The following is a 22904-nucleotide window of genomic DNA, read 5'->3' on the forward strand; positions in this document are numbered from 1 at the left end:
TTATAAAACTTTCAAACACCAAACTTTCTATTCTCAAAGGATTGCTTAAATTTGCAAGCGTTGAAGAAATTTGAGTTTTTAAATAGGAAATCAAATTACTTCAGAAATAAGAAAAACAATCTTTTAAGTAAAAATATACAAATTAAAGATGGAATATAATTTCAATGACATTGAAGCCAAATGGCAAAAATATTGGGCAGAGAAGCAAACCTTCAAAGCAGACAACAACTCTGAAAAACCAAAATATTACGTACTCGATATGTTTCCTTATCCTTCTGGAGCAGGATTACACGTTGGGCATCCATTAGGTTATATTGCATCAGATATTTATGCACGTTATAAGCGTCATAAAGGTTTCAACGTATTGCACCCACAAGGATATGATTCTTTTGGTTTACCAGCAGAACAATATGCAATCCAAACAGGACAACATCCTGCAATTACAACAGAAACAAACATTGCAACATATAGAAAACAATTAGATAAAATTGGTTTTTCTTTCGATTGGTCTCGTGAAGTTCGTACATCAAATCCAGAATATTACAAATGGACACAGTGGATTTTCACGCAATTATTCAATGCTTGGTACAACAAAGAATCTGATAAAGCAGAAACAATCGATACTTTAGTTGCAACATTTGAAAAAGATGGAAATGCAAATGTAAAAGCTGTTTGTGATGAAGATATTACAACTTTCACAGCAGAAGAGTGGAATGCATTTTCTGACAAAGAGAAAGAAGCAATTTTAGCAAAATATAGATTAACTTACCTTTCAGAAACAGAAGTAAACTGGTGTCCTGCTTTAGGAACTGTTTTAGCAAATGATGAAATTGTAAACGGAGTTTCCGAAAGAGGTGGACATCCTGTAGTTCGTAAAAAAATGATGCAATGGAGCATGCGAATTACAGCATATGCACAAAGACTTTTAGATGGATTAGGTACAATTGATTGGCCACAACCATTAAAAGATTCACAAACAAACTGGATTGGTCGTTCGCAAGGTGCTTCTGTAAAATTCCAAGTAGAAAACTCGGAAGATATGATCGAAGTATTTACGACTCGTCCTGATACTATTTTCGGTGTTACTTTTATGACTCTTGCTCCAGAGCATGAATTAGTTTCAAAAATTGTAACGGAAGATAGAAAAGAAGCTGTAGAAGCTTATATCGAAGCAACTGCAAAACGTAGCGAACGTGAGCGTCAAGCGGATGTAAAAACAATTTCTGGAGAATTCACAGGAGCATATGCAATTCACCCATTTACTGGAGAGAAAATTCAAATCTGGATTGGTGATTATGTATTAGCTAGCTACGGAACAGGTGCTGTAATGGCGGTTCCTTGTGGTGATCAACGTGATTGGGATTTCGCAAATCATTTTGGAATTGAAATCAAAAATATTTTTGATGGAATTGATATTTCAGAAGCTGCTTATGCAGAAAAAGATGCGAAAATTGCAAACTCTGATTTCTTAGATGGATTAAATGTAAAGAAAGCTACAAAGCAAGTAATTTATCATTTAGAACAAAAAGGAATTGGAGAAGGAAAAATCAATTACCGTTTACGTGATGCTGTATTCTCTCGTCAGCGTTATTGGGGGGAACCATTCCCAGTTTATTACAAAGATGGAATGCCACAAATGATTGCTGCGGAACATTTACCAGTTAGACTTCCAGAAGTAGAGAAATATTTACCAACAGAAGATGGAAAACCACCATTAGGAAATGCAACTGTTTGGGCTTGGGATACCGTAAATAATGAAGTTGTTGAAAATTCAAAAATCGATGATGAAACTATTTTTCCATTAGAATTGAACACAATGCCAGGTTGGGCAGGTTCTTCTTGGTATTTCAACAGATATATGGATGCAAACAACGAAAATGAGTTTGTAAGCAAAGAAGCTGTAGATTACTGGAAAGAAGTTGATTTATATATTGGAGGTTCTGAGCATGCAACAGGACATTTATTATATGCTCGTTTTTGGCAAAAATTCCTTTTTGATTTAGGATTACTTCCTGTTGATGAATTTGCGAAGAAGTTGATTAATCAAGGGATGATTTTAGGAACTTCTGCAATTGTTTACAGATTATCTGGAACAAATACTTTTGTTTCTAAAAACTTAGTAAAAGATCAAAAAGTAGAAGAATTAAGAGTTGATGTAAAATTAATCAACACTTCTGATGAATTAGATGTAGAGAAGATTAGAGAATGGCAACCACAATATAAGGATGCAGAATTCATTTTAGAAGATGGAAAATACATCGTTGGTCGTGAAGTAGAAAAAATGTCAAAAAGATGGTTTAATGTTGTAAACCCAGATGATATTTGTGAAGAATACGGAGCAGATAGTTTACGTTTATTCGAAATGTTCCTTGGGCCACTAGAGCAATCTAAACCTTGGAATACTGCTGGAATTTCTGGAGTGCATTCTTTCTTAAAGAAACTTTGGAGATTATTCCACAATAATAATGAATTTACAGTTTCAGATGCAGCGCCAACAAAAGAAGAATTAAAAGTTTTACACCAAACAATTAAAAAAGTAGATAAAGATATCGAGAATTTCTCTTTCAATACTTCTGTTAGTACTTTTATGATTGCTGTAAATGAGTTACAAAAATTAAAATGTAACAAAAGAGAAATCTTAGAAGGATTGGTAATTCTTATTTCTCCTTATGCGCCACATATCGCAGAAGAATTATGGAGTAAATTAGGGCATGAGGAATCAGTTTCTACGGCAGATTTCCCAATTTTTGAGCCAAGTCATTTAGTAGAAAGTTCTAAAGAATATCCAGTTTCTTTTAATGGAAAAATGCGCTTCAAATTAGAATTACCATTAGATATGTCAAAAGACGAAATCGAAAAAGTGGTAATGGCACATGAAAAAACACAAGCACAATTACAGGGAAGAGAACCTAAAAAGGTGATTATTGTACCTGGAAAAATTATAAATATTGTTGGATAATTTAATTTGTGAAATGTTTCATATGTTAAATTAATGTAAACAAAATAAAATATTTCTTAAAGCCTCATCAACTTGATGAGGCTTTATTGTTTTAAGTTAAATTAAGTAAAAAATTGGCAATTAAATTGTTAATCACGATAAAAATTGTATTTTACATACTGTTAATTCATATTTAAATATTATGAGAAAAATAATACCTTTAATTATCTTTTTATTATTTGCGAATATTACCATAGCCCAAATAATAGTTTCAGGTTCTGTAACGGATGGCAGCGTAAATGAACCTCTTCCTGGAGCAACAATTAAAGTAGTAGGGAAACCTATAGGTACTACTACAGATTTTGATGGTAACTTTTCCCTTGAAGTAGACTTACCTTTACCTTTTAGTATTGAAGTTTCAAGTATTGGATTTGAATCAAAAAAACTAGAAGTAACCCAAAATAATCAGAATTTTAATGTAACCTTAAACGAATCATCTACAGCTTTAGATGAGATTGTTGTTTCAGCTTCAAGAACACCAGAAAGAGTTTTTGAATCTCCAGTAACAGTAGAACGATTTGATATTAAAAAAATTCAAAGCTCTTCTTCACCAACTTTCTACGATGCTTTAGAAAACTTAAAAGGAGTAGATATCAATACAAACAGTTTAACTTTCAAATCTGTTAACACAAGAGGATTTGCAACTTTTGCAAATACACGTTTTGTACAGTTAGTAGATGGAATTGATAACTCTTCACCAGCCTTAAACTTTACATTAGGAAATTTATTAGGAATGTCTGAATTAGATGTTCACACTGTAGAATTATTACCAGGAGCTTCTTCAGCTTTATATGGAGCAAATGCTTTTAATGGTATTTTATTCATGACAAGTAAAAATCCTTTTGATTTTCAAGGAGTAAGTGCTTATGCAAAAACAGGTTTAACTTCACAAAAAGCAGCAGGAACAAATGGATTTGTAGATGCAGGTTTCCGTTATGCACATGCATTTAATGATAAGTTTGCTTTTAAAATTTCAGGTTCTTTCTTAAGTGGAGAAGAATGGTGGGCAACAGATTATAGAGATTATAACATGCCTGGAGCAACAAGACAAAACGACCCAGGATATGATGGATTAAACGTTTATGGAGATGAGGTTTCTATCTTTTTAAATTTTGATGAAATAGCTGGAACACCAGAAGGAACTTTAGGTGCTGCTCAAGTTTCTCGTACAGGTTATGAAGAAAGAGATTTAGCAAACTACGATGCAAGAAGTTTTAAAGCAGATTTATCTTTAAACTATCGCCCGAATGGAGATGATTTAGAAATTGTATATAACGGAAAGTTTGGAACAGGAAATACTATTTATCAAGGAGCAAATAGATATTTCTTACAAGATTTCTCTATGCAACAACATAAATTAGAAGTTCATAATAAAAACTTTTTTGTTAGAGCTTACTTAACTGCAGAAGACGCAGGAGATTCTTATGATTCTCGTTTTGCAGGGATTAATGTGAATAGAGCTTGGAAAGCGGATCAACAATGGTTCCAAGAATATGCAGGAGCATATATTCAATCAATTTTAGGTGGAGCATCAAGAGAGCAAGCACATCAAGCAGCTCGTGCTTTTGCACAACAGGGAGCTTTAGTGCCAGGAACAGCTGAATTTAATGCAGCTTTCGACAAAATTAAAGATGATGGAAACTTACAAACTGGAGCTAAGTTTATTGATAAATCAAAAATTTATCATTCAGATGTAAATTATAACTTTAGAGATATTATCAAGTTTGCAGAATTTCAAGTTGGAGGTTCTTTCAGACAATATTCTTTAAATTCAGAAGGGACAATCTTTACAGATTATGATGGAGCAATTAATTATAATGAATATGGAGCTTATGCACAGGTTCAAAAGAAATTTGCTCAAGAAAAATTCAAGTTTACAGGTTCTGTAAGATATGATAAATCAGAAAACTTTGATGGTAATTTCTCACCAAGAGTTTCTTTAGTTTATTCTATTGGGGAAGAGAAAAACCACAATATTAGAGGATCTGTACAAACAGGATTTAGAAATCCTACTACACAAGATCAATATATTGGTTTAGATTTAGGAAATGCAATTTTAGTAGGTTCAGCTCAAGATAACTTAGATAGATATACTTCTTCACCTTTATTAGTAAGTCCACAAGGGCAACAGTTTGCAGGAGGAGAGACAGTAATGTTAAAAGGTAGAGAAGCTTATGAAAATGCTTTCGCTTTATCTTCAATTGCAGCAGGAGCACCTGTAAAAGCAAATATTGGATTGGTAAAACCAGAACAAGTAACTGCTTTTGAATTAGGGTACCGTGGAAAAGTGAAAAAATTAATTATCGATATTTCTGGATACTATAATGAGTATAAAGATTTCATTTCTACAGAAACAGTTGTAGTTCCTTTATATGGAACAGTTGGAGATAACACACTTTCTTTATTAGCATTACAAAATGGAGATTTCAAACCATTCCAAGTTTATACAAATTCTTCTGCTGATATTAGTTCTTATGGAGCAACATTAGGATTAGACACAAGATTAAATGGAGGATTTGAAGTTGGAATTAACTATACATTCTCGAAATTAGATTTTGATCAAGCTTCTGATCCAGATTTTGAAGCTAGTTTCAATACACCTGAACATAAAGTAAAAGCTACTTTCGGAAATTCGGATGTATATAAAGGAATCGGATTCAACATTAACTATAGATGGAATGATAGTTATTATTGGGAATCAAGTTTTGCAGATGCAGAGTTAAGAGCTCGTTCTACAATTGATGCACAAGTAAGTTATACTTTAGAAAAATGGAAATCAGTATTTAAAATTGGAGGAGCAAATCTTTTAAATCATGAATATTTTAGTGCGCCAGGAGCAGGAGCTGTTGGATCACAATATTTTGTTTCTTGGACTGTAAACCCTTAATTTTAGGTAGAAAAATGAATAATAAAAAAAGACTCACTTTTAAATATAAAAAAGTGAGTCTTTTTACTTTAAATAAAAATAAAAGCAGAATGCTAGATTATTTCGCTAAAAAAACTATCTTTGCGCTCTGTTAAGCGAGACAATTCTCAGAAAATAAAAGAACTAATAATAAATAGTTAAAGCAATGGCTAGAATTACAGGTAAAGTTGCACAAATTATTGGTCCAGTAATAGATGTTGAATTTGCATCAGGTACTGACCTTCCAAAAATTTATGATTCTTTAGAAATCACAAGAAAAGACGGTTCAATTTTAGTACTTGAAGTACAACAACATACAGGTGAAGACACAGTTCGTTGTATTGCAATGGATTCTACTGACGGTTTAAGTAGAGGTTACGAAGTTGTAGCGAAAGGAACACCAATTCAGGTACCAGTAGGAAGTGAAATCTTTGGTCGTTTATTTAATGTAAACGGTGATCCAATTGATGGATTAAAAGCTTTACCAAAAGACGGAGATAATGGTCTTCCAATTCACCGTCCTGCGCCAAAATTTGAGGAATTATCAACAAGTACTGAAGTATTATTTACAGGTATTAAAGTAATTGATTTAATTGAGCCTTACGCAAAAGGAGGTAAGATTGGATTATTCGGAGGTGCCGGAGTAGGAAAAACAGTATTAATTCAGGAGTTAATTAACAACATCGCAAAAGGACACGGAGGTTTATCTGTATTCGCTGGTGTAGGTGAAAGAACTCGTGAAGGAAATGACCTTTTACGTGAGATGTTAGAGTCTGGTATTATCAAATACGGAGAAGAGTTTAACAAATCTATGGAAGAAGGTGGATGGGATCTTGAAAAAGTAGATGCTAAACAATTAAAAGATTCTAAATTAACGTTCGTATTCGGACAGATGAATGAGCCACCAGGTGCACGTGCACGTGTTGCGTTATCAGGATTAAGTATTGCAGAATACTTCCGTGATGGAGCAGGAACTGGACAAGGTAAAGACGTATTATTCTTCGTTGATAACATCTTCCGTTTTACACAAGCAGGATCTGAGGTGTCAGCACTTTTAGGACGTATGCCATCAGCAGTAGGATACCAACCTACATTAGCAACTGAGATGGGTACTATGCAGGAGCGTATTACTTCAACTAAAGTAGGATCAATTACATCAGTACAGGCAGTATATGTACCTGCGGATGATTTAACGGATCCAGCGCCAGCTACAACGTTCGCGCACTTAGATGCTAAAACGGTATTATCTCGTAAGATTGCTGAGTTAGGTATTTATCCAGCAGTAGATCCATTAGATTCTACTTCTCGTATCTTAGCTCCAGAAATTATTGGAGATGAGCACTATAATACTGCACAAAGAGTAATCGAGTTATTACAACGTTACAAAGAATTACAAGATATTATTGCAATTCTTGGTATGGAGGAATTAAGTGAGGAAGATAAATTAGTAGTACACAGAGCACGTCGTGTACAACGTTTCTTATCTCAACCTTTCCACGTAGCAGAGCAGTTTACAGGATTAAAAGGAGTTTTAGTAGATATTAAAGATACAATCAAAGGATTCAACATGATTATGGATGGAGAATTAGATAAGTATCCTGAAGCAGCATTCAACTTAAAAGGAGCAATTGAAGAGACAATTGAGGCTGGAGAGAAAATGTTAGCGGAAGCTTAATAATTCAAAACAAAACAAATTATGTTTTTAGAAATCGTATCACCAGAAGCTACATTATTTAAATCAGAAGTTGACAGCGTTACTGTACCAGGTACAAACGGTGAGTTTCAGATGTTAAATAATCACGCACCGATTGTTTCTCTTTTAAGTAAAGGAACAATCAAAATATATGTACATTCTCAACAACACTTAGTTTTTGATGAATTACATGCGAAAGTAGTTCCTCATGCTGACGATGAGAAAATTCTTACTGTGAAAATCAACAGTGGAACTATTGAAATGAAAGACAATAAAGTAATTATCTTAGCGGACTAATTATTTTTAAAATAAATGAAAAGCCTTCTTGTTCTAAACAGGAAGGCTTTTTTGTTTTTATAGCTTTATATAAAGTCTTAAAAAATAAAGAACCCTGACTAACATTTTATAGAAAAGTTAATCAGGGTTTATTTATATCGTTTTAAAGACTATTTTAAATCTAAAGTATAAAAAGAAAATAATTATCTATTCAAAATGGATTTTTCAATAGCATCCCAAAGTTGGATTCTTTTTTGAAGTGCAATAATACTTGCTTCTTTTACTTCTTGCCATTTTGTTGCATCCTCAATACAAAGTTCTGAAATCATTTGAAGTGACATTGGTCCATGCTCATCACCATCTAACTCTATATGACGTTCTAAATAATAAATTAGTTTTTCGATCGAAATATTTGTTTCTGAACCAATATTTTTTACAATTTCTGTAAACATATCTGGAATTAAATCTTCTCTTCCGAAAGTGAAAACAGCAGCAATTACATGAGATTTTTGAGATTTAATTGTGTCAAAAGTAAAGTCTAAAAAATCTAAAACTGTTGAATCTAAATTTACAGATGTTGCTGCTTCTGTATAAGTTGCTCCATTTTGAATTTCTTTTACGAATTGAACAATAGAAGCAGTACTAGCTTTGATCTCCAACATTGCGTCCAAATACATTTCATAATGACTCACAGGGTTTTTATCCGAATCTACATCTGTTTCTTCACCAAGAACGATTTCGTTGATAAAACGTCTTGTAATTGGATTTCCTTTTGGTGTCCAAGGAATTGTTGTACAAGTAAGCAGGTTTTGAAGCGATTTTAAAAGAGACATAAAATCCCAAACTGCATACACATGATACTCCATAAAAGTTTGTACATCTTCAATCGTTTTGATGTTTTGATATAGACTATGTTCAATAAGTTGTTTTCTATATGGAGCTAATTCCTTTTCTAAATCTTCTAAATAATTCATTTGCAAAAAAAAATGGTTTGAATAATCGGATGCAAAATTAATTACAAACCATTATTCAAACCAAATTATAGTATTAAGAATTTTGCGTAAACTACGCTATTCTTATTTTATTCTTTTTTAATATGCTCTTTCGTTATTTCCTTCGTAATAATTGATGAAAGCATCATTTACTACTCTATGTCCTCCATTTGTTGGATAATCTCCTGTGAAATACCAATCTCCTGTATGTTCTGGACAAGCTTTGTGTAAGTTCTCAACCGTTTGGAAAATTACAGAAATTTCTGCATTGATATTTTCAGTTTTCAACATTTCAGCAATTTTATCTGAAATTTGTTGGTCTGAGAATGGAGCATAAATTTCTTTTACATAGTTTACAATCTCAATATCCGCTTTTCCTTTTTGCGCTTTTGATTTTTTGTAAACTTCATCAATAATTCCTTCTTTATTTGTTTCTTTTAAAAGCTCAATTGCAGCTTTAAAGGCGATGAAATCTCCTAATTTTGCCATATCGATTCCATAACAATCTGGATAACGAATTTGCGGAGCAGAAGAAACAATTACAATTTTCTTAGGATTTAATCGATCTAAAATCTTAACGATACTTTTCTTTAAAGTCGTTCCACGAACAATACTATCATCAATGATTACAAGATTGTCATTTTCTTTTACAACACCGTAAGTCACATCATAAACGTGTGCAACCAAATCATCACGACTGCTATCATCAGAAATAAAAGTTCTAAGTTTTGCATCTTTAATGGCAATTTTCTCAACTCTTGGTCTTTCTGATAAGATTTCTGTTACTTTTTCTGCTGAAAGAGATCTTTTTCCGTCTAAAATTGTGTTTAATTTTTGTTGGTTTAAGAAATCTTCTGCAGCTTCACGCATACCATAGAATGAAGTTTCTGCCGTATTTGGAATGTAAGAGAAAACAGTGTTTGAAATATTATGATCAATATGTTCTAAAACTTGTGGGAAAACATATTTACCAAGATTTTTTCTTTCTTCATAAATAGAAGCATCACTTCCTCTTGAGAAATAAATTCTCTCGAATGAACAAGATTTCTTTGGTAATTGTTCTTTTACTGGTTTCATCGAACAATCTCCATCTTTTTTGATGATTAAAGCATGTCCTCTTTCAATTTCTTTAATAGACTCTAAAGGAACATTAAATACTGTTTGAATTACAGGTCTTTCTGAAGCAACTACAATTACTTCATCATCTTGATAGAAAAATGCTGGACGAATTCCTGCTGGATCTCTTAAAACAAAAGCATCTCCATGACCTAAAAGTCCTGCCATTGCATAACCTCCATCCCAGTTTCTTGATGCTCTGTGAAGAATTCTTTGAATATCCATGTCTTCTCCAATTTTTGCAGAAGCCTCTTTTTTAGATAAACCTTCTTCTTTACATTTTTGATAAATGTGTGCAGCTTCATCATCTAAGAAATGACCGATTTTCTCCATTACAGTAACCGTATCTGTACTTTCTTTTGGATGTTGTCCTAGCTCAATTAATTCTTGCATTAACTGTCTAGAATTTGTCATATTGAAGTTTCCTGCAACAATTAAATTTTTGTGTCTCCAGTTACTCTGACGTAAAAACGGGTGTACACTCTCGATACTATTTCTTCCGAAAGTTCCATAACGAACGTGCCCTAAGAATAAATTTCCGATGTAAGGCATATTTTCTTCTTGCCATTTTACATCATCCATTTTATCTGGATTTTCTTTAAAAATCGTATTGATTCTTTCGTTGATTTGAGAAAAAATATCCTGAATTGGTTGTGATTTGTTCGAACGCTTTCTACTGATAAATCTAGTTCCAGGCTCCACGTTGAACTTAATACTTGCTAAACCTGCACCATCTTGACCACGATTGTGCTGTTTTTCCATTAACAAATACATTTTGTTTACTCCATAAAATGCAGAACCATATTTCTTTTTATAATACTCTAATGGCTTCAAAAGGCGAACCATTGCAATTCCACATTCATGTTTTAAAGCATCACTCATTTTTAGAAAATTATTTTAGTTGTGTGTTGTTGTGTTTTATTTTCGTGGTAAAAATAAAAAAATCCGTATCAAAACGATACGGATTTCTATAATATAAATTTATGAACCAAATTAAGAGTTTAATTCGATATCAAATTGTGTTAATTCTTTAAACTGAACTAATCTGTTTTGAACTTCTTCAGCAGTTAAGTTTTCCATTCTTTCTGTTCCAAATTTCTCTACACAGAAAGATGCTAAGTTTGATCCTGCGATTACAGCTCTCTTCATGTTTTCGAAAGAAATATCTTCAGATTTTGCAATGTATCCGATAAATCCTCCTGCGAAAGTATCTCCAGCTCCTGTTGGATCAAATACTTCCTCTAATGGTAAAGCTGGTGCAAAGAATACATGCTCTTCATTGAATAATAAAGCTCCGTGCTCTCCTTTTTTGATCACCACATATTTAGGTCCCATTTCGTAGATTTTCTTAGCAGCTCTCACTAAAGAGTACTCTCCAGTTAATTGTCTTGCTTCTTCGTCATTAATTGTAATAACATCTACTCTTTTGATAACGTTTAATAAATCTTCTAAAGCATTATCCATCCAGAAGTTCATCGTGTCTAAAACCACTAATTTTGGCTTCGTTTCCATTTGATCTAAAACAGAAGACTGTACTAATGGGTGTAAGTTTCCTAACATTACGAACTCAGCATTTTTGTACTCGTCGCTTACTTTAGGATTGAAATCAGCAAGAACATTTAATTCTGTAGCTAATGTAGTACGAGAATTCAAATCGTTGTGGTATTCTCCACTCCAGAAGAAAGTTTTTCCTTCTTTTACGATTTCTACTGCATCTGTATTTACATTTTTATCGTTCAGCATTTTTAAATATTCTTCAGGGAAATCTCCTCCTACTACAGAAACGATTCCTGAATCAATTCCAAAATTTGAAGCAGATAATCCGATATACGTACCTGCACCACCTAATATTTTATCTGTTTCACCGAAAGGAGTCTTGATTGCATCAAAAGCTACAGTCCCCACAATAAGTAATTTACTCATATTCTATTTCTTCATTAAATTAATTGCTTACAGGAAGTTATGAATACTTTTTGAAAGTATGCGAAAAATTCCTGAACTTTAATTGTGGTTAAATAGTTGAATGTATTTAACTTTGCAAAAATAAGTTTAAAAAATGACTATCAAAGAAATACAAGAAGAAATTATTGATGAGTTTTCTATGTTTGAAGATTGGATGGAAAGATATGAATATCTGATTGACCTTGGAAAATCTCTTCCGATAATTGATGACCAGTATAAAGTTGACGAGAACTTAATCAAAGGTTGCCAATCTCAGGTTTGGCTTCATTCTGAATTAGAGGACGGAATTGTGAAATATACTGCTGATAGTGATGCAATCCTTACAAAAGGAATTATTGCTTTATTATTACAAGTATTTAGCAATCAAGAACCGAAAGCTATTTTGGAAGCAGATACTAATTTTATTGATGAAATTGGATTGAAAGAGCATCTTTCTCCTACAAGAGCAAACGGATTGGTATCGATGATTAAACAAATCAAGTTGTATGCGATTGCATTACAAACGAAAGCTTAATTTTTAAATTAAAGGAAAAATGAACGAAGCAGAAGTACAAGAAATAGGAGATAAAATTGTAGGTGTTTTAAAAACAATCTACGATCCAGAAATTCCTGTAGATATCTACGAGTTAGGATTAATCTACGACGTTATGGTAAGCGAAGATAATGATGTGAAAATTTTAATGACTCTAACTTCTCCAAACTGTCCAGTTGCGGAAACACTTCCTGTAGAAGTGGAAGAAAAAGTGAAAACTTTAGAAGAAGTAGACAACTGTGAGGTTGAAATTACTTTTGATCCGACTTGGACTCAGGATATGATGAGTGAAGAAGCGAAGTTAGAATTAGGTTTTCTATAAAAAATGGCAGAAGAAATCGTAAATAGAGTTGCTAAAAGTCCTTTAGTAACTATTTATCTGGAAGATTATTTCCCAACGAATCCAAGAATGGAAATTGACATTAAGGATTGGCTTTTTGAAGGAATAATTTTGAAAGAGAAAGATTTTAGAGCGTATTTGGAAGAACATAATTGGGAACAATACCAAGATGCTTTTGTTTCGATTTTTTGTTCAGAAGATGCGATTATTCCAACTTGGGCTTACATGTTGGTTGCCACAAAAGTTACTCCTTTTGCTAAAAAAATAATGAAAGGAAGTAAAGAAGAATTAGAAAACATCGTTTTTCAAGAGATTATAAACAACTTGGATTATTCGGAGTTTGAAGGAAAACCTGTAATTGTAAAAGGTTGTACTTCGAAACCAATTCCTGAGAATGTTTATGTACATCTGATTGAAAAATTACAACCAGTAGCAAAATCTATCATGTTTGGTGAAGCTTGCTCGACGGTACCATTATTTAAGAAGAAAAAATAATCTTTTATAAAACATCACAATTTGATTATTGTGATGTTTTTTTCAGTTTTTAATTGCTATTAAATTTTAAAATTGTAGACTAAAAAAACTAAATTTCCTCATTAGAACCCCAAATTAGAGGGAACTTTCATTGTTATTTATTATTGGCTTAGGGATTGTAGCGGCATCCTTTTTTGCCTTTCTTCATTCTGTTGATTTGGCAAAAAAGATATAGCGGAAAGCCCGACCCGATTCCTGAGTTTTTTGAAACGAAGGAGGGAGGGGAAGCTCCAAAATGAAAAATACTTTAGAATCAATATATAATTATTAAATCAAACACATTATGACAAAAAAATTACTTTTACTTTTCGTTTTAGTTTGTGGTATTTCGATGAATGCACAGACTGAAAAGGACTCAATTCCATCGAATTGGAATAATTCTGGAACTTTTAGTTTTCTTTTAAATCAATCTTCTTATTCGAACTGGGTTGCTGGGGGAGATAATAATCTTGGTGGAAATGTAATGGTGAATTATAATTTCAACTACGAAAAAGACAAATGGACTTGGAATAGTAGAGTGAATGCTGCTTATGGTTTGTCTAAGAATGCAGATGAAGCAACGAAAAAAACGGATGATAAAATTGAGATTAATTCTGTTTTGGGGTATAAAGCAGGAGGAAATTGGAGCTATTCTTTTTTGGTGAATGCTAAAACACAATTTACAGCTGGATATGAAGATTATAATGCAGATCCGAGAGTGAAAATTTCAGATTTCCTTTCTCCTGGTTACTTTAGTTTTGGTCCTGGTATGTTGTGGAAAAAATCAGATAATTTATACTTAAACTTATCGCCAGTTACTTCGCGTCTTACGGTGGTAAATGATGAGCAATCTGGTAAATTTGGAACGGAAGAAGGAAAAACTACTTTTTATCAACTGGGTTTCAATGCAAATTTATATTACAAGTTTACCATCATGAAAAATATTACGGCTGAAAATAATTTAGTTCTGTATTCTGATTATTTGGAAGAGCCTAAAAATGTGATTTTAAATTACGAATTAAACCTAGTGATGAAAATTAATAAATATCTTTCTACAAATGTAAATGTTCAGGTGATTGCAGATGATAATGCTACATCAAAAGTGCAATCTAAGGAAGTATTTGGATTGGGAGTGAATGTTGCTTTATAGGCAAATAATAATACAAATGAAAAAGCTATTTCAAATTTGAAATAGCTTTTTGTTTTTTTAGATATCTTTCAAAGCTTTCTTGAAGTTGTCAAGATTTGCAATGTTGATAAAAAACTGAATCGCAGCATCTGCAATTTTTTCAGATTTTTCAACAGGGAAACCAAGTCCAACAGTGATTTTGTTTAAAAAAGCTTTCTCTTCCTCTGTTACAACTCTGTCTAAGAAAATCATATGAGTCAGATTATATAATCTCTCCAAACGATCATCCTGGCTAATTGGTGGTTCAATCGGGAAACTATCCGGATCCTCAAAAATTGCTAAATATTCATCGTTACTTAGACCTAATTTCTTAGACAATCCTTTTAATATTTCTATTTCACCATCGTTCATCGGGTGATTCAGTTTTGCCAATTTTACAATATTAGCAAAATGTCCTATTTTTCTTTTGTGTGAGCCGTTTTCGTATAAATTTAAAAATGACATAGTAGTTTTTTTAGTTATTAACAAATATAAATAATTATACTATCAAAGCCTAGAAAAAATTAACGCTCTACATTAATATTTTATCAAAAAATGATAAAAGTTATTTAAAAATAATAATTAAGACTTTTTTCATTCGGGTGCTCCCTTTTTTATAAAAAAGGTCGGGCTTTCCATTCCAAGTTTTTCATTTCAAAAAATGAATTTCTAAGCAATACGTGGGCTTCTAAGGTCGCCTCCGTTTACTAAGAAATTCTAATTTTGAAAAAGAAAAAGCTTTCCATTTCAATTCCTAGCACAAAAAAACACTTTCAAAAAAATCTAAATCATTGATAATTAGATTATTAATATTTTTTTGTATCTTTCTTAGTAACAACCTGAAACACATGTTATTATGAAAGAAAAATTACTGAAACTTGCTGTTATTTCCGAACTTCCATTAAAGGAACCACAACATGCCCTAGTAGCAAATACAGATTTGGTAATCATAAAACATGAAAACGGAATTTCAATCCTCTACGGAAGATGTTTACACAGAGGAGCACTTCTAGCAGATGGAAGTATAAAAGGAAAAAGTATAGTTTGTGGAGTTCACAATTGGGATTACAGATACGATACAGGAGTTAGTGATTATAACCACGATGAAAGACTTTATAAATTTAAAGAACACATTAAAGGAGACGAACTTTTTATCGATGAAAATGAAGTTTTAGAGTTTCAAAAACAATATCCACAGAGATACGATAGAGATGAGTATCACGGATCTTACGCAGACTTACATCCAGAAGATACAGAACCTTATACTTTATACATAAAAGAATTAGCAAAATACGGACTTTCCAGAGTAGGAAAGCACGGATTTACAGTTTCCATGGGAGTAGATCGAAATACACTTCCACAATGGACAGATTTACAATTCCTTCCTGCACAACTAGCAAAAAGACCATTATTAGACGAAGAATTAGTGAAAACCGAAGTTGTTATTGGTAAAAAAGCCAAAAAACCACTTAGGCTTTCTATGCCAATTTTTGTTTCTGATATGAGCTTTGGAGCGCTTTCTAGAGAAGCAAAAATATCACTTTCCAAAGGAGCAGAAATGGCAGGAACAGGTATTTGTTCGGGAGAAGGAGGAATGTTACCAGCAGAACAAGAAAACAATTCAAAATATTTTTACGAGTTAGCTTCCGCCAAATTTGGTTTCAGTTGGGAAAAACTGGACAATGTTCAAGCTTTCCATTTCAAAGGAGGACAAGGAGCGAAAACAGGAACTGGAGGACATCTTCCAGGAAACAAAGTAAGTATGGAAATTGCGGAAGTTCGTGGTTTGGCAGAAGGTCAGGCTGCAATTTCTCCAGCAACTTTTCCAGATTTTCATGGCGTAAAAGATTTTAAAGACTTTGCTAAAAAAGTTCGAGAAAGAACTGGAGGAATTCCAATCGGATTCAAAATCGCAGCAAGTCATTTAGAGAAAGATATTGATTTTGCTCTTGATGTAGGAGTAGATTATATCATTTTAGATGGTAGAGGAGGAGGAACGGGAGCAGCCCCTTCTATTTTAAGAGATAATATTAATGTCCCAACGATACCAGCTTTAGCAAGAGCCAGACATTATCTGGATGCGAAAGGTATTAAAGATGTTTCATTGGTAGTGACAGGAGGATTAAGAACGGCGGAGGATTTTGCCAAAGCTTTAATGCTTGGAGCAGATGCTATTGCAGTATCTAATGCAGCCTTACAGGCAATTGGGTGTTTAGGAATGAGAGCGTGTAGTACGAATAATTGCCCTGTAGGTGTTGCAACCCAAAAAGAATCTCTTCGATCTCGAATTATTATTGACGAATCAGCGAAGCAATTGTATAATTATTTCACAGCTTCGAATGATCTAATCAAAGTAATTGCAAGAGCTTGTGGATATGATGATGTAAATAAGTTTAACAAAAATGACTTATCAACTTTTAATTATGATATGCATCGTCTCACAGGAGTAAAATATGCAGGTATGCTTAATAAAGGTTATTATTTATTATGAATAATGTGGTGTTCGAATATTTGGATGAATTAAGTGATATTGTAGATGTAATAGGAATTCTAATATTGATGTTTGGCTTTTTGAAAGGAATTATTGAGTTAATTAAAACAGAGATAAAAGCTTTAAACAAAAAAGAAAATATCTATGCTTCTATTCAAACACTTCGTTCCAAAGTTGGACTCTATATTTTACTTGCTTTAGATTTTTTAATTGCTTCTGATATTATAGGTTCTGTAGTTCATAAAACACAAGATGAATTATTCAAGTTAGCAATTGTAATAGTAATCAGAATCGTGATAGGATATTTTTTAAGTAAAGAAATAACAGAAATAAGAGAATACTCAAAAGAGGATTCAGAATAAATCATTTTAAAACACTTGTAAATTTCAGAAAATGGCTAAAGATATTACTTGGTATAAGGTTTTAGAACATACAAATGAATTACCAGAAGGTAGGGTTAAAACAGTTACAGCTGATAATCAAGGAATATGTTTGACGCACTTTGAGGGAAAGATTTCAGCTTTGGATAATAAATGTCCACACCAAGGAGGACCGTTGGGAGAAGGATCGATTGAGAATGGAATGTTGCGTTGTCCTTGGCATGGTTGGGACTTTCATCCTTGTACTGGTTTACCACCTGGAGGTTATGATGATGGAATTAAAACCTTTCCAGTGAAAGAAGAAGATGGAGCTATATATGTTGGGATGGAGCCAAGAAAACCAGCCAAAAAATCTATTTCTGATGTGATGGTGGAGACGATGATTAATTGGGGAGTTACAAGTGTTTTTGGAATGGTAGGACATTCTAATTTAGGATTAGCAGATGCTTTACGAAGAGAAGAAGATTTAGGTCGTTTAGATTTTTATGGAATAAGACATGAAGGAGCAGCGGCTTTTGCAGCTTCAGCTTATGGAAAATTAACAGGAAGACCAGCAGCTTGTTTTACAATTGCAGGCCCTGGAGCAACAAATCTTTATACAGGTATGTGGGATGCAAAAGTTGATCGAGCACCCTTTTTAGCTTTGACAGGACAAGTGGCAACACAAGTAGTTGGAACAGGAAATTTTCAAGAAGTAGATTTAGTTCAAGCTTTTAGTTCTGTTGCGGAATTTAATCATCGAGTACAGGAAGATAGTAAGCACGCCGAATTGATGTCTTTAGCAGTAAAACATGCAATTATTAATAGAGATGTTTCCCATTTGACTTTTCCAGATGAAATTCAAGAAGAACATAAAAAAGGAAGTGAGCCACAAAGTCCTGATGGAAGAATGGCAAATCCAAAAATTGCACCACCAGAAGATGTTTTAAAAGATGCTTTACATGAAATTAATAAAGCAGAAAGACCATTAATAATAATGGGACATGGAGCAAGATTTCATAAAAAAGCAGTGATCGAATTTGCTGAAACTTTAAAATGTCCGATAGTGACAACTTTTAAAGGAAAAGGATTGATTCCAGATACACATCCATTGGCTGGAGGAGTTTTGGGAAGAAGTGGAACTCCAATTGCTTCATGGTTCATGAATGAATGTGATTTAATCATTGTATTTGGTGCTTCATTTTCAAACCATACAGGAATTACACCAAAAAAGAAAACAATTCAGGTGGATTTTGATCCTTTAGCTTTAAGTAAATTTCATAAGATAGATGTTCCAGTTTGGGGAGAAATATCTACAACTGTAGAGTTATTTAAAAAAGGATTACATAAAAACTTCAAATCAAAAGATCATACTGCTGAAATTGAAGACAGATGGAAGATTTGGAGAGAAGAAAAACAAAAGAGATTATTAGAAACTTCAGAAAAAGGTGTAAGCTCTATCAAAGTTTTTGATTCTATGAATAAATATGCTCCCGAAGATGCCGTGATGTGTGTTGATGTTGGAAATAATGCTTATTCTTTCGGGAGATATTTTGAAACAACAAACCAAGATTTTTTAATGTCAGGATATTTGGGTTCTATTGGTTTTGCTTTGCCAGCTTCTATTGGAGTTTTTGCAGCAGTTAAAAATACAAGACCAATAGTAGCGGTAGCTGGAGATGGTGGACTTTGTCAATATTTGGCAGAAATCACCACATTGGTAAAATATAATATGCCAGTAAAATTGATAATTCTGAACAATTTTGAACTTGGTAAAATTTCTAAAGAACAAAGAGCAGGAATGTTTGATGTATGGAAAACGAGTTTGTCCAATCCAAATTTTGCAGAATTTGCTGAAAATTGTGGGGCATGGGGAAAACGAGTTACCAAAGATGTTGAGGTAGACGATGCGATGAAAGAATTATTTGCAACAAATGGTCCTGCTGTTTTAGAACTTGTAACAGATGTAAATTTAATCTAGATGGTAATCACAATTATTTCATTTTTTTTAAAAGTCCTAGCAGTTTATTTCGGAATGGGAGTTTTGTTCGGAATTTACTTTTTATTCATTGGAGCCACTAAAATTGATCCTCTGATGAAAAATAGTAAGTGGATTGTCAGATTGCTTTTATTTCCTGGAGTAGTTGCAACTTGGATTTGTTTGTTGCCAAAACTTTATAAAAAATAAGAATTATGAATGCTCGATTACGAAAAAGACATCTGATATTTTGGATTTTGATTCTGATAATTCTTCCAATTATTATGATTCGAGCTAAAATAAATATTCCACAGCAGCCAATTGAAAATAAAACATACTCTAAAATAAACGAACAAAAACCGTTTTTAATTAAAGAATCTAATGATTTAAAAAATGGTTTAAAATTTAATTTTAGAGGAGAAAATAAAAATCAAATTTCACAACTAGAAGTGATTTTGATAAAACCTTTAAAAGATGCTTCTTCTACATTATTTGAGTTGAATTATAATGATGAAAAAGGAACTTTTATAGGAGAAATGAACGAAACTGGAGTTTATCGTTTTCCACTGAAAGAGCAAAGACTTTATGGAGTTTTGATTTTTGATGAGATAAAGAAAGATGTAGTGATTAAAAAAGTATTTCAATGGGATTAAATTATCAATTAGTTTTATGGAACAAGAATAAAAAAGTATATGACAGGTTTATCCTGTTATTTGTGCTTTTATACTTATTGTTGTTTTGGGGAATTACTTTAATCACAAACAGTAATACTTCCCTAGAAACACTGACAATTCGTTCTTCAGGAACACTTGCTATTTTGTTATTACACATTATTTTGAGTATTGGGCCTTTAGCAAGAATTAATAAGAAATTCTTACCATTGCTTTACAACAGAAGACATCTCGGAGTTAGTATGTTTTTAATTGCTTTAATTCATGGAGGATTTTCTATTTTTCAGTTTCATATGTTGGGTGATGTAAATCCAATTTATTCTGTTTTTACTTCTAATTTAGATTATTCTTCACTTCACGATTTTCCTTTTCAGGTTTTAGGATTTTTAGCTTTACTGATTTTATTTGCTATGGCGGCTACAAGTCACGATTTTTGGTTGGCTAATCTTTCTGCTAAAACATGGAAAACACTACACATGTTGGTTTATGTAGCATATGCTTTGATTGTATCTCATGTGTTTTTAGGAGCTTTTCAGCAAGAAACTTCGCCATATATGCCAGTTTTAATGGGAATAGGATTTGTCGTTTTAGTAATTCTACATATTTCTGCAGGAATTAAAGAAGTAAAAAAAGACAAACAAACTTATGAAGCTTCAGATGAAGATTGGAAATATGTTTGCGAGATTGATGAAATTGAAGAAGACAGAGCAAAAATTTTTATTGTAGATCACGAACGAATTGCCATTTTTAAATATGAAAATAAATTATCTGCAATTCACAATGTTTGTAAACACCAAGGAGGACCATTAGGAGAAGGAAAAATTATAGATGGATGTATTACTTGCCCTTGGCACGGTTATCAATATTTACCACAAAATGGACAATCTCCACCACCATTTACTGAAAAAGTAGCTACATATTATGTCAAAATTGAAGACAAAAAAGTATATGTTTTACCAAAACCTTTAGATGAAGGAACAGAAGTTTCACCTGCAATTATTGAATCATGAAGAAGGATGAATTTTACATAGGATATATCAATCAGATACCGTCAAAAATCAAGCGAAAGCTAAAATTTACAGTTTGGATTTTGGTTTTGGTAGTGATTGTTTTTGCAGTTGTCTTTAGTTTTTTTCAAAATAAATTTAAGAACAGCACATTTGAATTGACTAATGTTTCAGAAATCACAGGAACTTTTCATAGTAAACCATATCCTAGTGTTCGAATAGAGTTGAGTCCAAATGATTATAAAAATGTTTTGCTGTTAGGTTTTGGGAAATTTGGGCCAGATAAAGACATTGAAAATATGGAATCAAGGTTAAATTCAATTGAAGGAAAAGAGGTTTCTATCAAAGGAAATTTGATTTACTATAATGGAAAAACATTACTGCAAATTGCAGATTCAGAAAAATTTCCTGTGATGAAAAAAGAAAGTCAATTACCTGAAAGAAAAATAAATTCTTTGGGAGAAATTGAGATAGAAGGAGAAGTTATTGACCCTAAATGTTACTTTGGTGTAATGAAGCCAGGTTTTGGTAAAATTCACCGAAGTTGTGCGGTTCGTTGTATTTCTGGTGGAATTCCTCCAGTTTTTACAACAAGGAGCAAAGAAGGAAATTCTGAATATTTTATGATAACAGATTCGAAAGGAAATAAAATCAATCACGACATACTAGAATATGTTGGACAACCTGTGAAAGTAAAAGGAGCGTTGGAACAGTTGGACAATTGGTTTATTTTAAAACTAAATGTAGAGGACATTGAACTTTTAAAAGGGAATTCTAAAATTTATTCTAATTAAAAACTTAAAATCATGAAAAAAGGTTTATTTCTATTATTATTTTTAGGAAGTATTTTTACAACATTTGCACAACAAATTGATTATAATACTTCGGGAGGATATATTGCAGACGGGTATGATGTAGTTTCATATTTTAACAAAAAAGCAGAAAAAGGTTCTAAAAAATATCAAACTACGCACGATGGAGTGAAGTATAAATTTGCTTCGCAAGCACATTTAGATACCTTTAAAAAAGATCCAGATAAATATGTTCCACAATATGGAGGATGGTGTGCGTACGCTTTAGGAGCGATGAATAAAAAAGTAGATATCAATCCTAAAACTTACGAAATTAGAGATGGGAAATTGTATTTATTTTACAATGCTTGGGGAACTAACACTTATGAGAAATGGATAAAAGAAGGGCAAGAAAAATTGAAAGCACAAGCAGATAAAAACTGGGAAGCTAAAAAGTATAAAAAATAATTGTCTTTATGTTACCAAACAAAAAATCCTATTAGTGAAATTGCTAATAGGATTTTTTTATGTTTTAAAATGAATTTATTTTCCGTTGAAAGTATTCATTGTATTTGCTAAACCTGCAGTTCCAAAAGAACGAATTGCCTGCGCAGAAGTTTCCAATCTTTCGATAAGAATACTCTTTTCTTCTTTTGTCCACTCACCAAGAACATAATTTACCTGTCGTCCTTTACCAAAATTGTTTGCAATTCCGAAACGGAAACGAGTATATTGCTGTGTATTTAGTTTTTCGTTGATGTCTTTTAGTCCATTATGACCACCATGACTTCCTTTTCCTTTGAAACGAATTGCTCCAAAATCAATATTTAAATCATCTAAAATAATTAATACATTTTCTAGAGGAATTTTCTCTTTTTCCATCCAATATTTTACTGCTTTTCCGCTTAAATTCATGAATGTACTTGGCTTTAATAAAACAAAAGTTCTTCCTTTAAAACGAAAAGAACAAACGTCTCCAAGCTTTTCTGTTTCAAAAGAAACTCCTTCGTCTTTTGCTAAATAATCAACAATTTTAAATCCAATATTGTGTCTTGTCTCTTCATATTTTTCTCCAATATTTCCAAGACCAACAATTAAATATTTTTTCATTT

At 32.4% G+C, this 22904-nt stretch carries 21 protein-coding genes; 16 read left to right on the plus strand and 5 right to left on the minus strand.

Features of this window, described 5'->3' with window-relative positions:
* The first annotated feature begins 148 nt into the window (after positions 1-148).
* The 4 genes from leuS to I0K12_RS04595 all read left to right on the plus strand — a co-directional run bounded on the left by leuS (position 149) and on the right by I0K12_RS04595 (position 7893).
* Entirely contained in the window at positions 149-2959 is a 2811-nt protein-coding gene (gene leuS, locus I0K12_RS04580) for a leucine--tRNA ligase (protein WP_196885712.1), read from the plus strand.
* A gap of 181 nt (positions 2960-3140) precedes the next feature.
* Positions 3141-5885, plus strand: coding sequence for a TonB-dependent receptor (locus tag I0K12_RS04585; RefSeq protein ID WP_196885713.1), 2745 nt, complete (start codon positions 3141-3143; stop codon positions 5883-5885).
* A 184-nt stretch (positions 5886-6069) separates the two neighbouring features.
* Positions 6070-7578 carry a F0F1 ATP synthase subunit beta gene (gene atpD, locus I0K12_RS04590; protein WP_196885714.1) on the plus strand — a complete coding sequence of 503 codons (1509 nt, stop codon included), beginning with the start codon at positions 6070-6072 and terminating at the stop codon, positions 7576-7578.
* Between the two features lie 21 nt (positions 7579-7599).
* Positions 7600-7893 (plus strand): F0F1 ATP synthase subunit epsilon, encoded by a 294-nt coding sequence (locus I0K12_RS04595; protein WP_196885715.1) that lies wholly within the window; start codon positions 7600-7602, stop codon positions 7891-7893.
* A 182-nt stretch (positions 7894-8075) separates the two neighbouring features.
* Here the strand turns inward: I0K12_RS04595 and I0K12_RS04600 are convergent, their stop codons facing one another.
* The 3 genes from I0K12_RS04600 to I0K12_RS04610 form a co-directional block, all read right to left on the minus strand.
* Complete coding sequence (locus tag I0K12_RS04600; RefSeq protein WP_196885716.1) at positions 8076-8846, minus strand: DUF3050 domain-containing protein; 771 nt, start codon at positions 8844-8846, stop codon at positions 8076-8078.
* A 117-nt stretch (positions 8847-8963) separates the two neighbouring features.
* Positions 8964-10862 carry an amidophosphoribosyltransferase gene (locus I0K12_RS04605; RefSeq protein ID WP_196885717.1) on the minus strand — a complete coding sequence of 633 codons (1899 nt, stop codon included), beginning with the start codon at positions 10860-10862 and terminating at the stop codon, positions 8964-8966.
* Positions 10863-10973: 111 nt separating this feature from the next.
* Positions 10974-11903 carry a PfkB family carbohydrate kinase gene (locus I0K12_RS04610; RefSeq protein WP_196885718.1) on the minus strand — a complete coding sequence of 310 codons (930 nt, stop codon included), beginning with the start codon at positions 11901-11903 and terminating at the stop codon, positions 10974-10976.
* Positions 11904-12036: 133 nt separating this feature from the next.
* On the opposite strand from I0K12_RS04610, the gene I0K12_RS04615 reads away from it, so the two are divergent.
* From I0K12_RS04615 to I0K12_RS04630, 4 genes are all read left to right on the plus strand, one after another.
* Positions 12037-12456: a SufE family protein gene (locus I0K12_RS04615; RefSeq protein ID WP_196885719.1), complete on the plus strand. Its 420-nt coding sequence runs from the start codon at positions 12037-12039 to the stop codon at positions 12454-12456.
* Positions 12457-12475: 19 nt separating this feature from the next.
* A complete protein-coding gene (locus I0K12_RS04620; protein ID WP_196885720.1) occupies positions 12476-12796 on the plus strand; it encodes an SUF system Fe-S cluster assembly protein in 321 nt (106 codons plus the stop codon).
* Positions 12797-12799: 3 nt separating this feature from the next.
* Positions 12800-13309, plus strand: a complete 510-nt coding sequence (locus I0K12_RS04625; protein WP_196885721.1) for a DUF2480 family protein — start codon at positions 12800-12802, stop codon at positions 13307-13309.
* Positions 13310-13631: 322 nt separating this feature from the next.
* Complete coding sequence (locus tag I0K12_RS04630; RefSeq protein ID WP_196885722.1) at positions 13632-14477, plus strand: DUF3078 domain-containing protein; 846 nt, start codon at positions 13632-13634, stop codon at positions 14475-14477.
* 57 nt (positions 14478-14534) lie between these two features.
* On the opposite strand, the gene I0K12_RS04635 is transcribed toward I0K12_RS04630, so the two are convergent.
* Positions 14535-14960: a hypothetical protein gene (locus tag I0K12_RS04635; protein WP_196885723.1), complete on the minus strand. Its 426-nt coding sequence runs from the start codon at positions 14958-14960 to the stop codon at positions 14535-14537.
* Positions 14961-15351: 391 nt separating this feature from the next.
* Here I0K12_RS04635 and I0K12_RS04640 point away from each other — a divergent pair, with 391 nt between their 5' ends.
* From I0K12_RS04640 to I0K12_RS04675, 8 genes are read left to right on the plus strand one after another with little or no spacing between them, the layout of a single operon-like run.
* The gene (locus I0K12_RS04640) at positions 15352-16986 is read left to right on the plus strand and encodes a glutamate synthase-related protein (protein ID WP_196885724.1); all 1635 of its coding nucleotides are present in this window, start codon (positions 15352-15354) and stop codon (positions 16984-16986) included.
* Positions 16983-17348, plus strand: coding sequence for a DUF1622 domain-containing protein (locus tag I0K12_RS04645; RefSeq protein ID WP_196885725.1), 366 nt, complete (start codon positions 16983-16985; stop codon positions 17346-17348). Before I0K12_RS04640 ends, I0K12_RS04645 begins: the two co-directional genes overlap by 4 nt.
* A gap of 31 nt (positions 17349-17379) precedes the next feature.
* Positions 17380-19326, plus strand: coding sequence for a thiamine pyrophosphate-binding protein (locus tag I0K12_RS04650; protein WP_196885726.1), 1947 nt, complete (start codon positions 17380-17382; stop codon positions 19324-19326).
* Positions 19327-19533: a hypothetical protein gene (locus I0K12_RS04655; RefSeq protein WP_196885727.1), complete on the plus strand. Its 207-nt coding sequence runs from the start codon at positions 19327-19329 to the stop codon at positions 19531-19533.
* 5 nt (positions 19534-19538) lie between these two features.
* Positions 19539-19976: a hypothetical protein gene (locus tag I0K12_RS04660; protein ID WP_196885728.1), complete on the plus strand. Its 438-nt coding sequence runs from the start codon at positions 19539-19541 to the stop codon at positions 19974-19976.
* The gene (locus I0K12_RS04665; protein WP_196885729.1) at positions 19967-21004 is read left to right on the plus strand and encodes a Rieske 2Fe-2S domain-containing protein; all 1038 of its coding nucleotides are present in this window, start codon (positions 19967-19969) and stop codon (positions 21002-21004) included. Before I0K12_RS04660 ends, I0K12_RS04665 begins: the two co-directional genes overlap by 10 nt.
* Positions 21001-21795, plus strand: a complete 795-nt coding sequence (locus tag I0K12_RS04670; RefSeq protein ID WP_196885730.1) for a hypothetical protein — start codon at positions 21001-21003, stop codon at positions 21793-21795. Before I0K12_RS04665 ends, I0K12_RS04670 begins: the two co-directional genes overlap by 4 nt.
* Before the next feature lie 12 nt (positions 21796-21807).
* Positions 21808-22260 carry a YHS domain-containing (seleno)protein gene (locus I0K12_RS04675; RefSeq protein ID WP_196885731.1) on the plus strand — a complete coding sequence of 151 codons (453 nt, stop codon included), beginning with the start codon at positions 21808-21810 and terminating at the stop codon, positions 22258-22260.
* A 75-nt stretch (positions 22261-22335) separates the two neighbouring features.
* Here the strand turns inward: I0K12_RS04675 and pth are convergent, their stop codons facing one another.
* On the minus strand, positions 22336-22902 hold the full coding sequence (gene pth / locus I0K12_RS04680) for an aminoacyl-tRNA hydrolase (protein WP_196885732.1): 567 nt from the start codon (positions 22900-22902) through the stop codon (positions 22336-22338).
* Positions 22903-22904: the final 2 nt, after the last annotated feature.

Origin of the sequence: Aureivirga sp. CE67, assembly GCF_015767245.1 — a bacterium.
Taxonomy (GTDB): Bacteria; Bacteroidota; Bacteroidia; order Flavobacteriales; family Flavobacteriaceae; genus Aureivirga.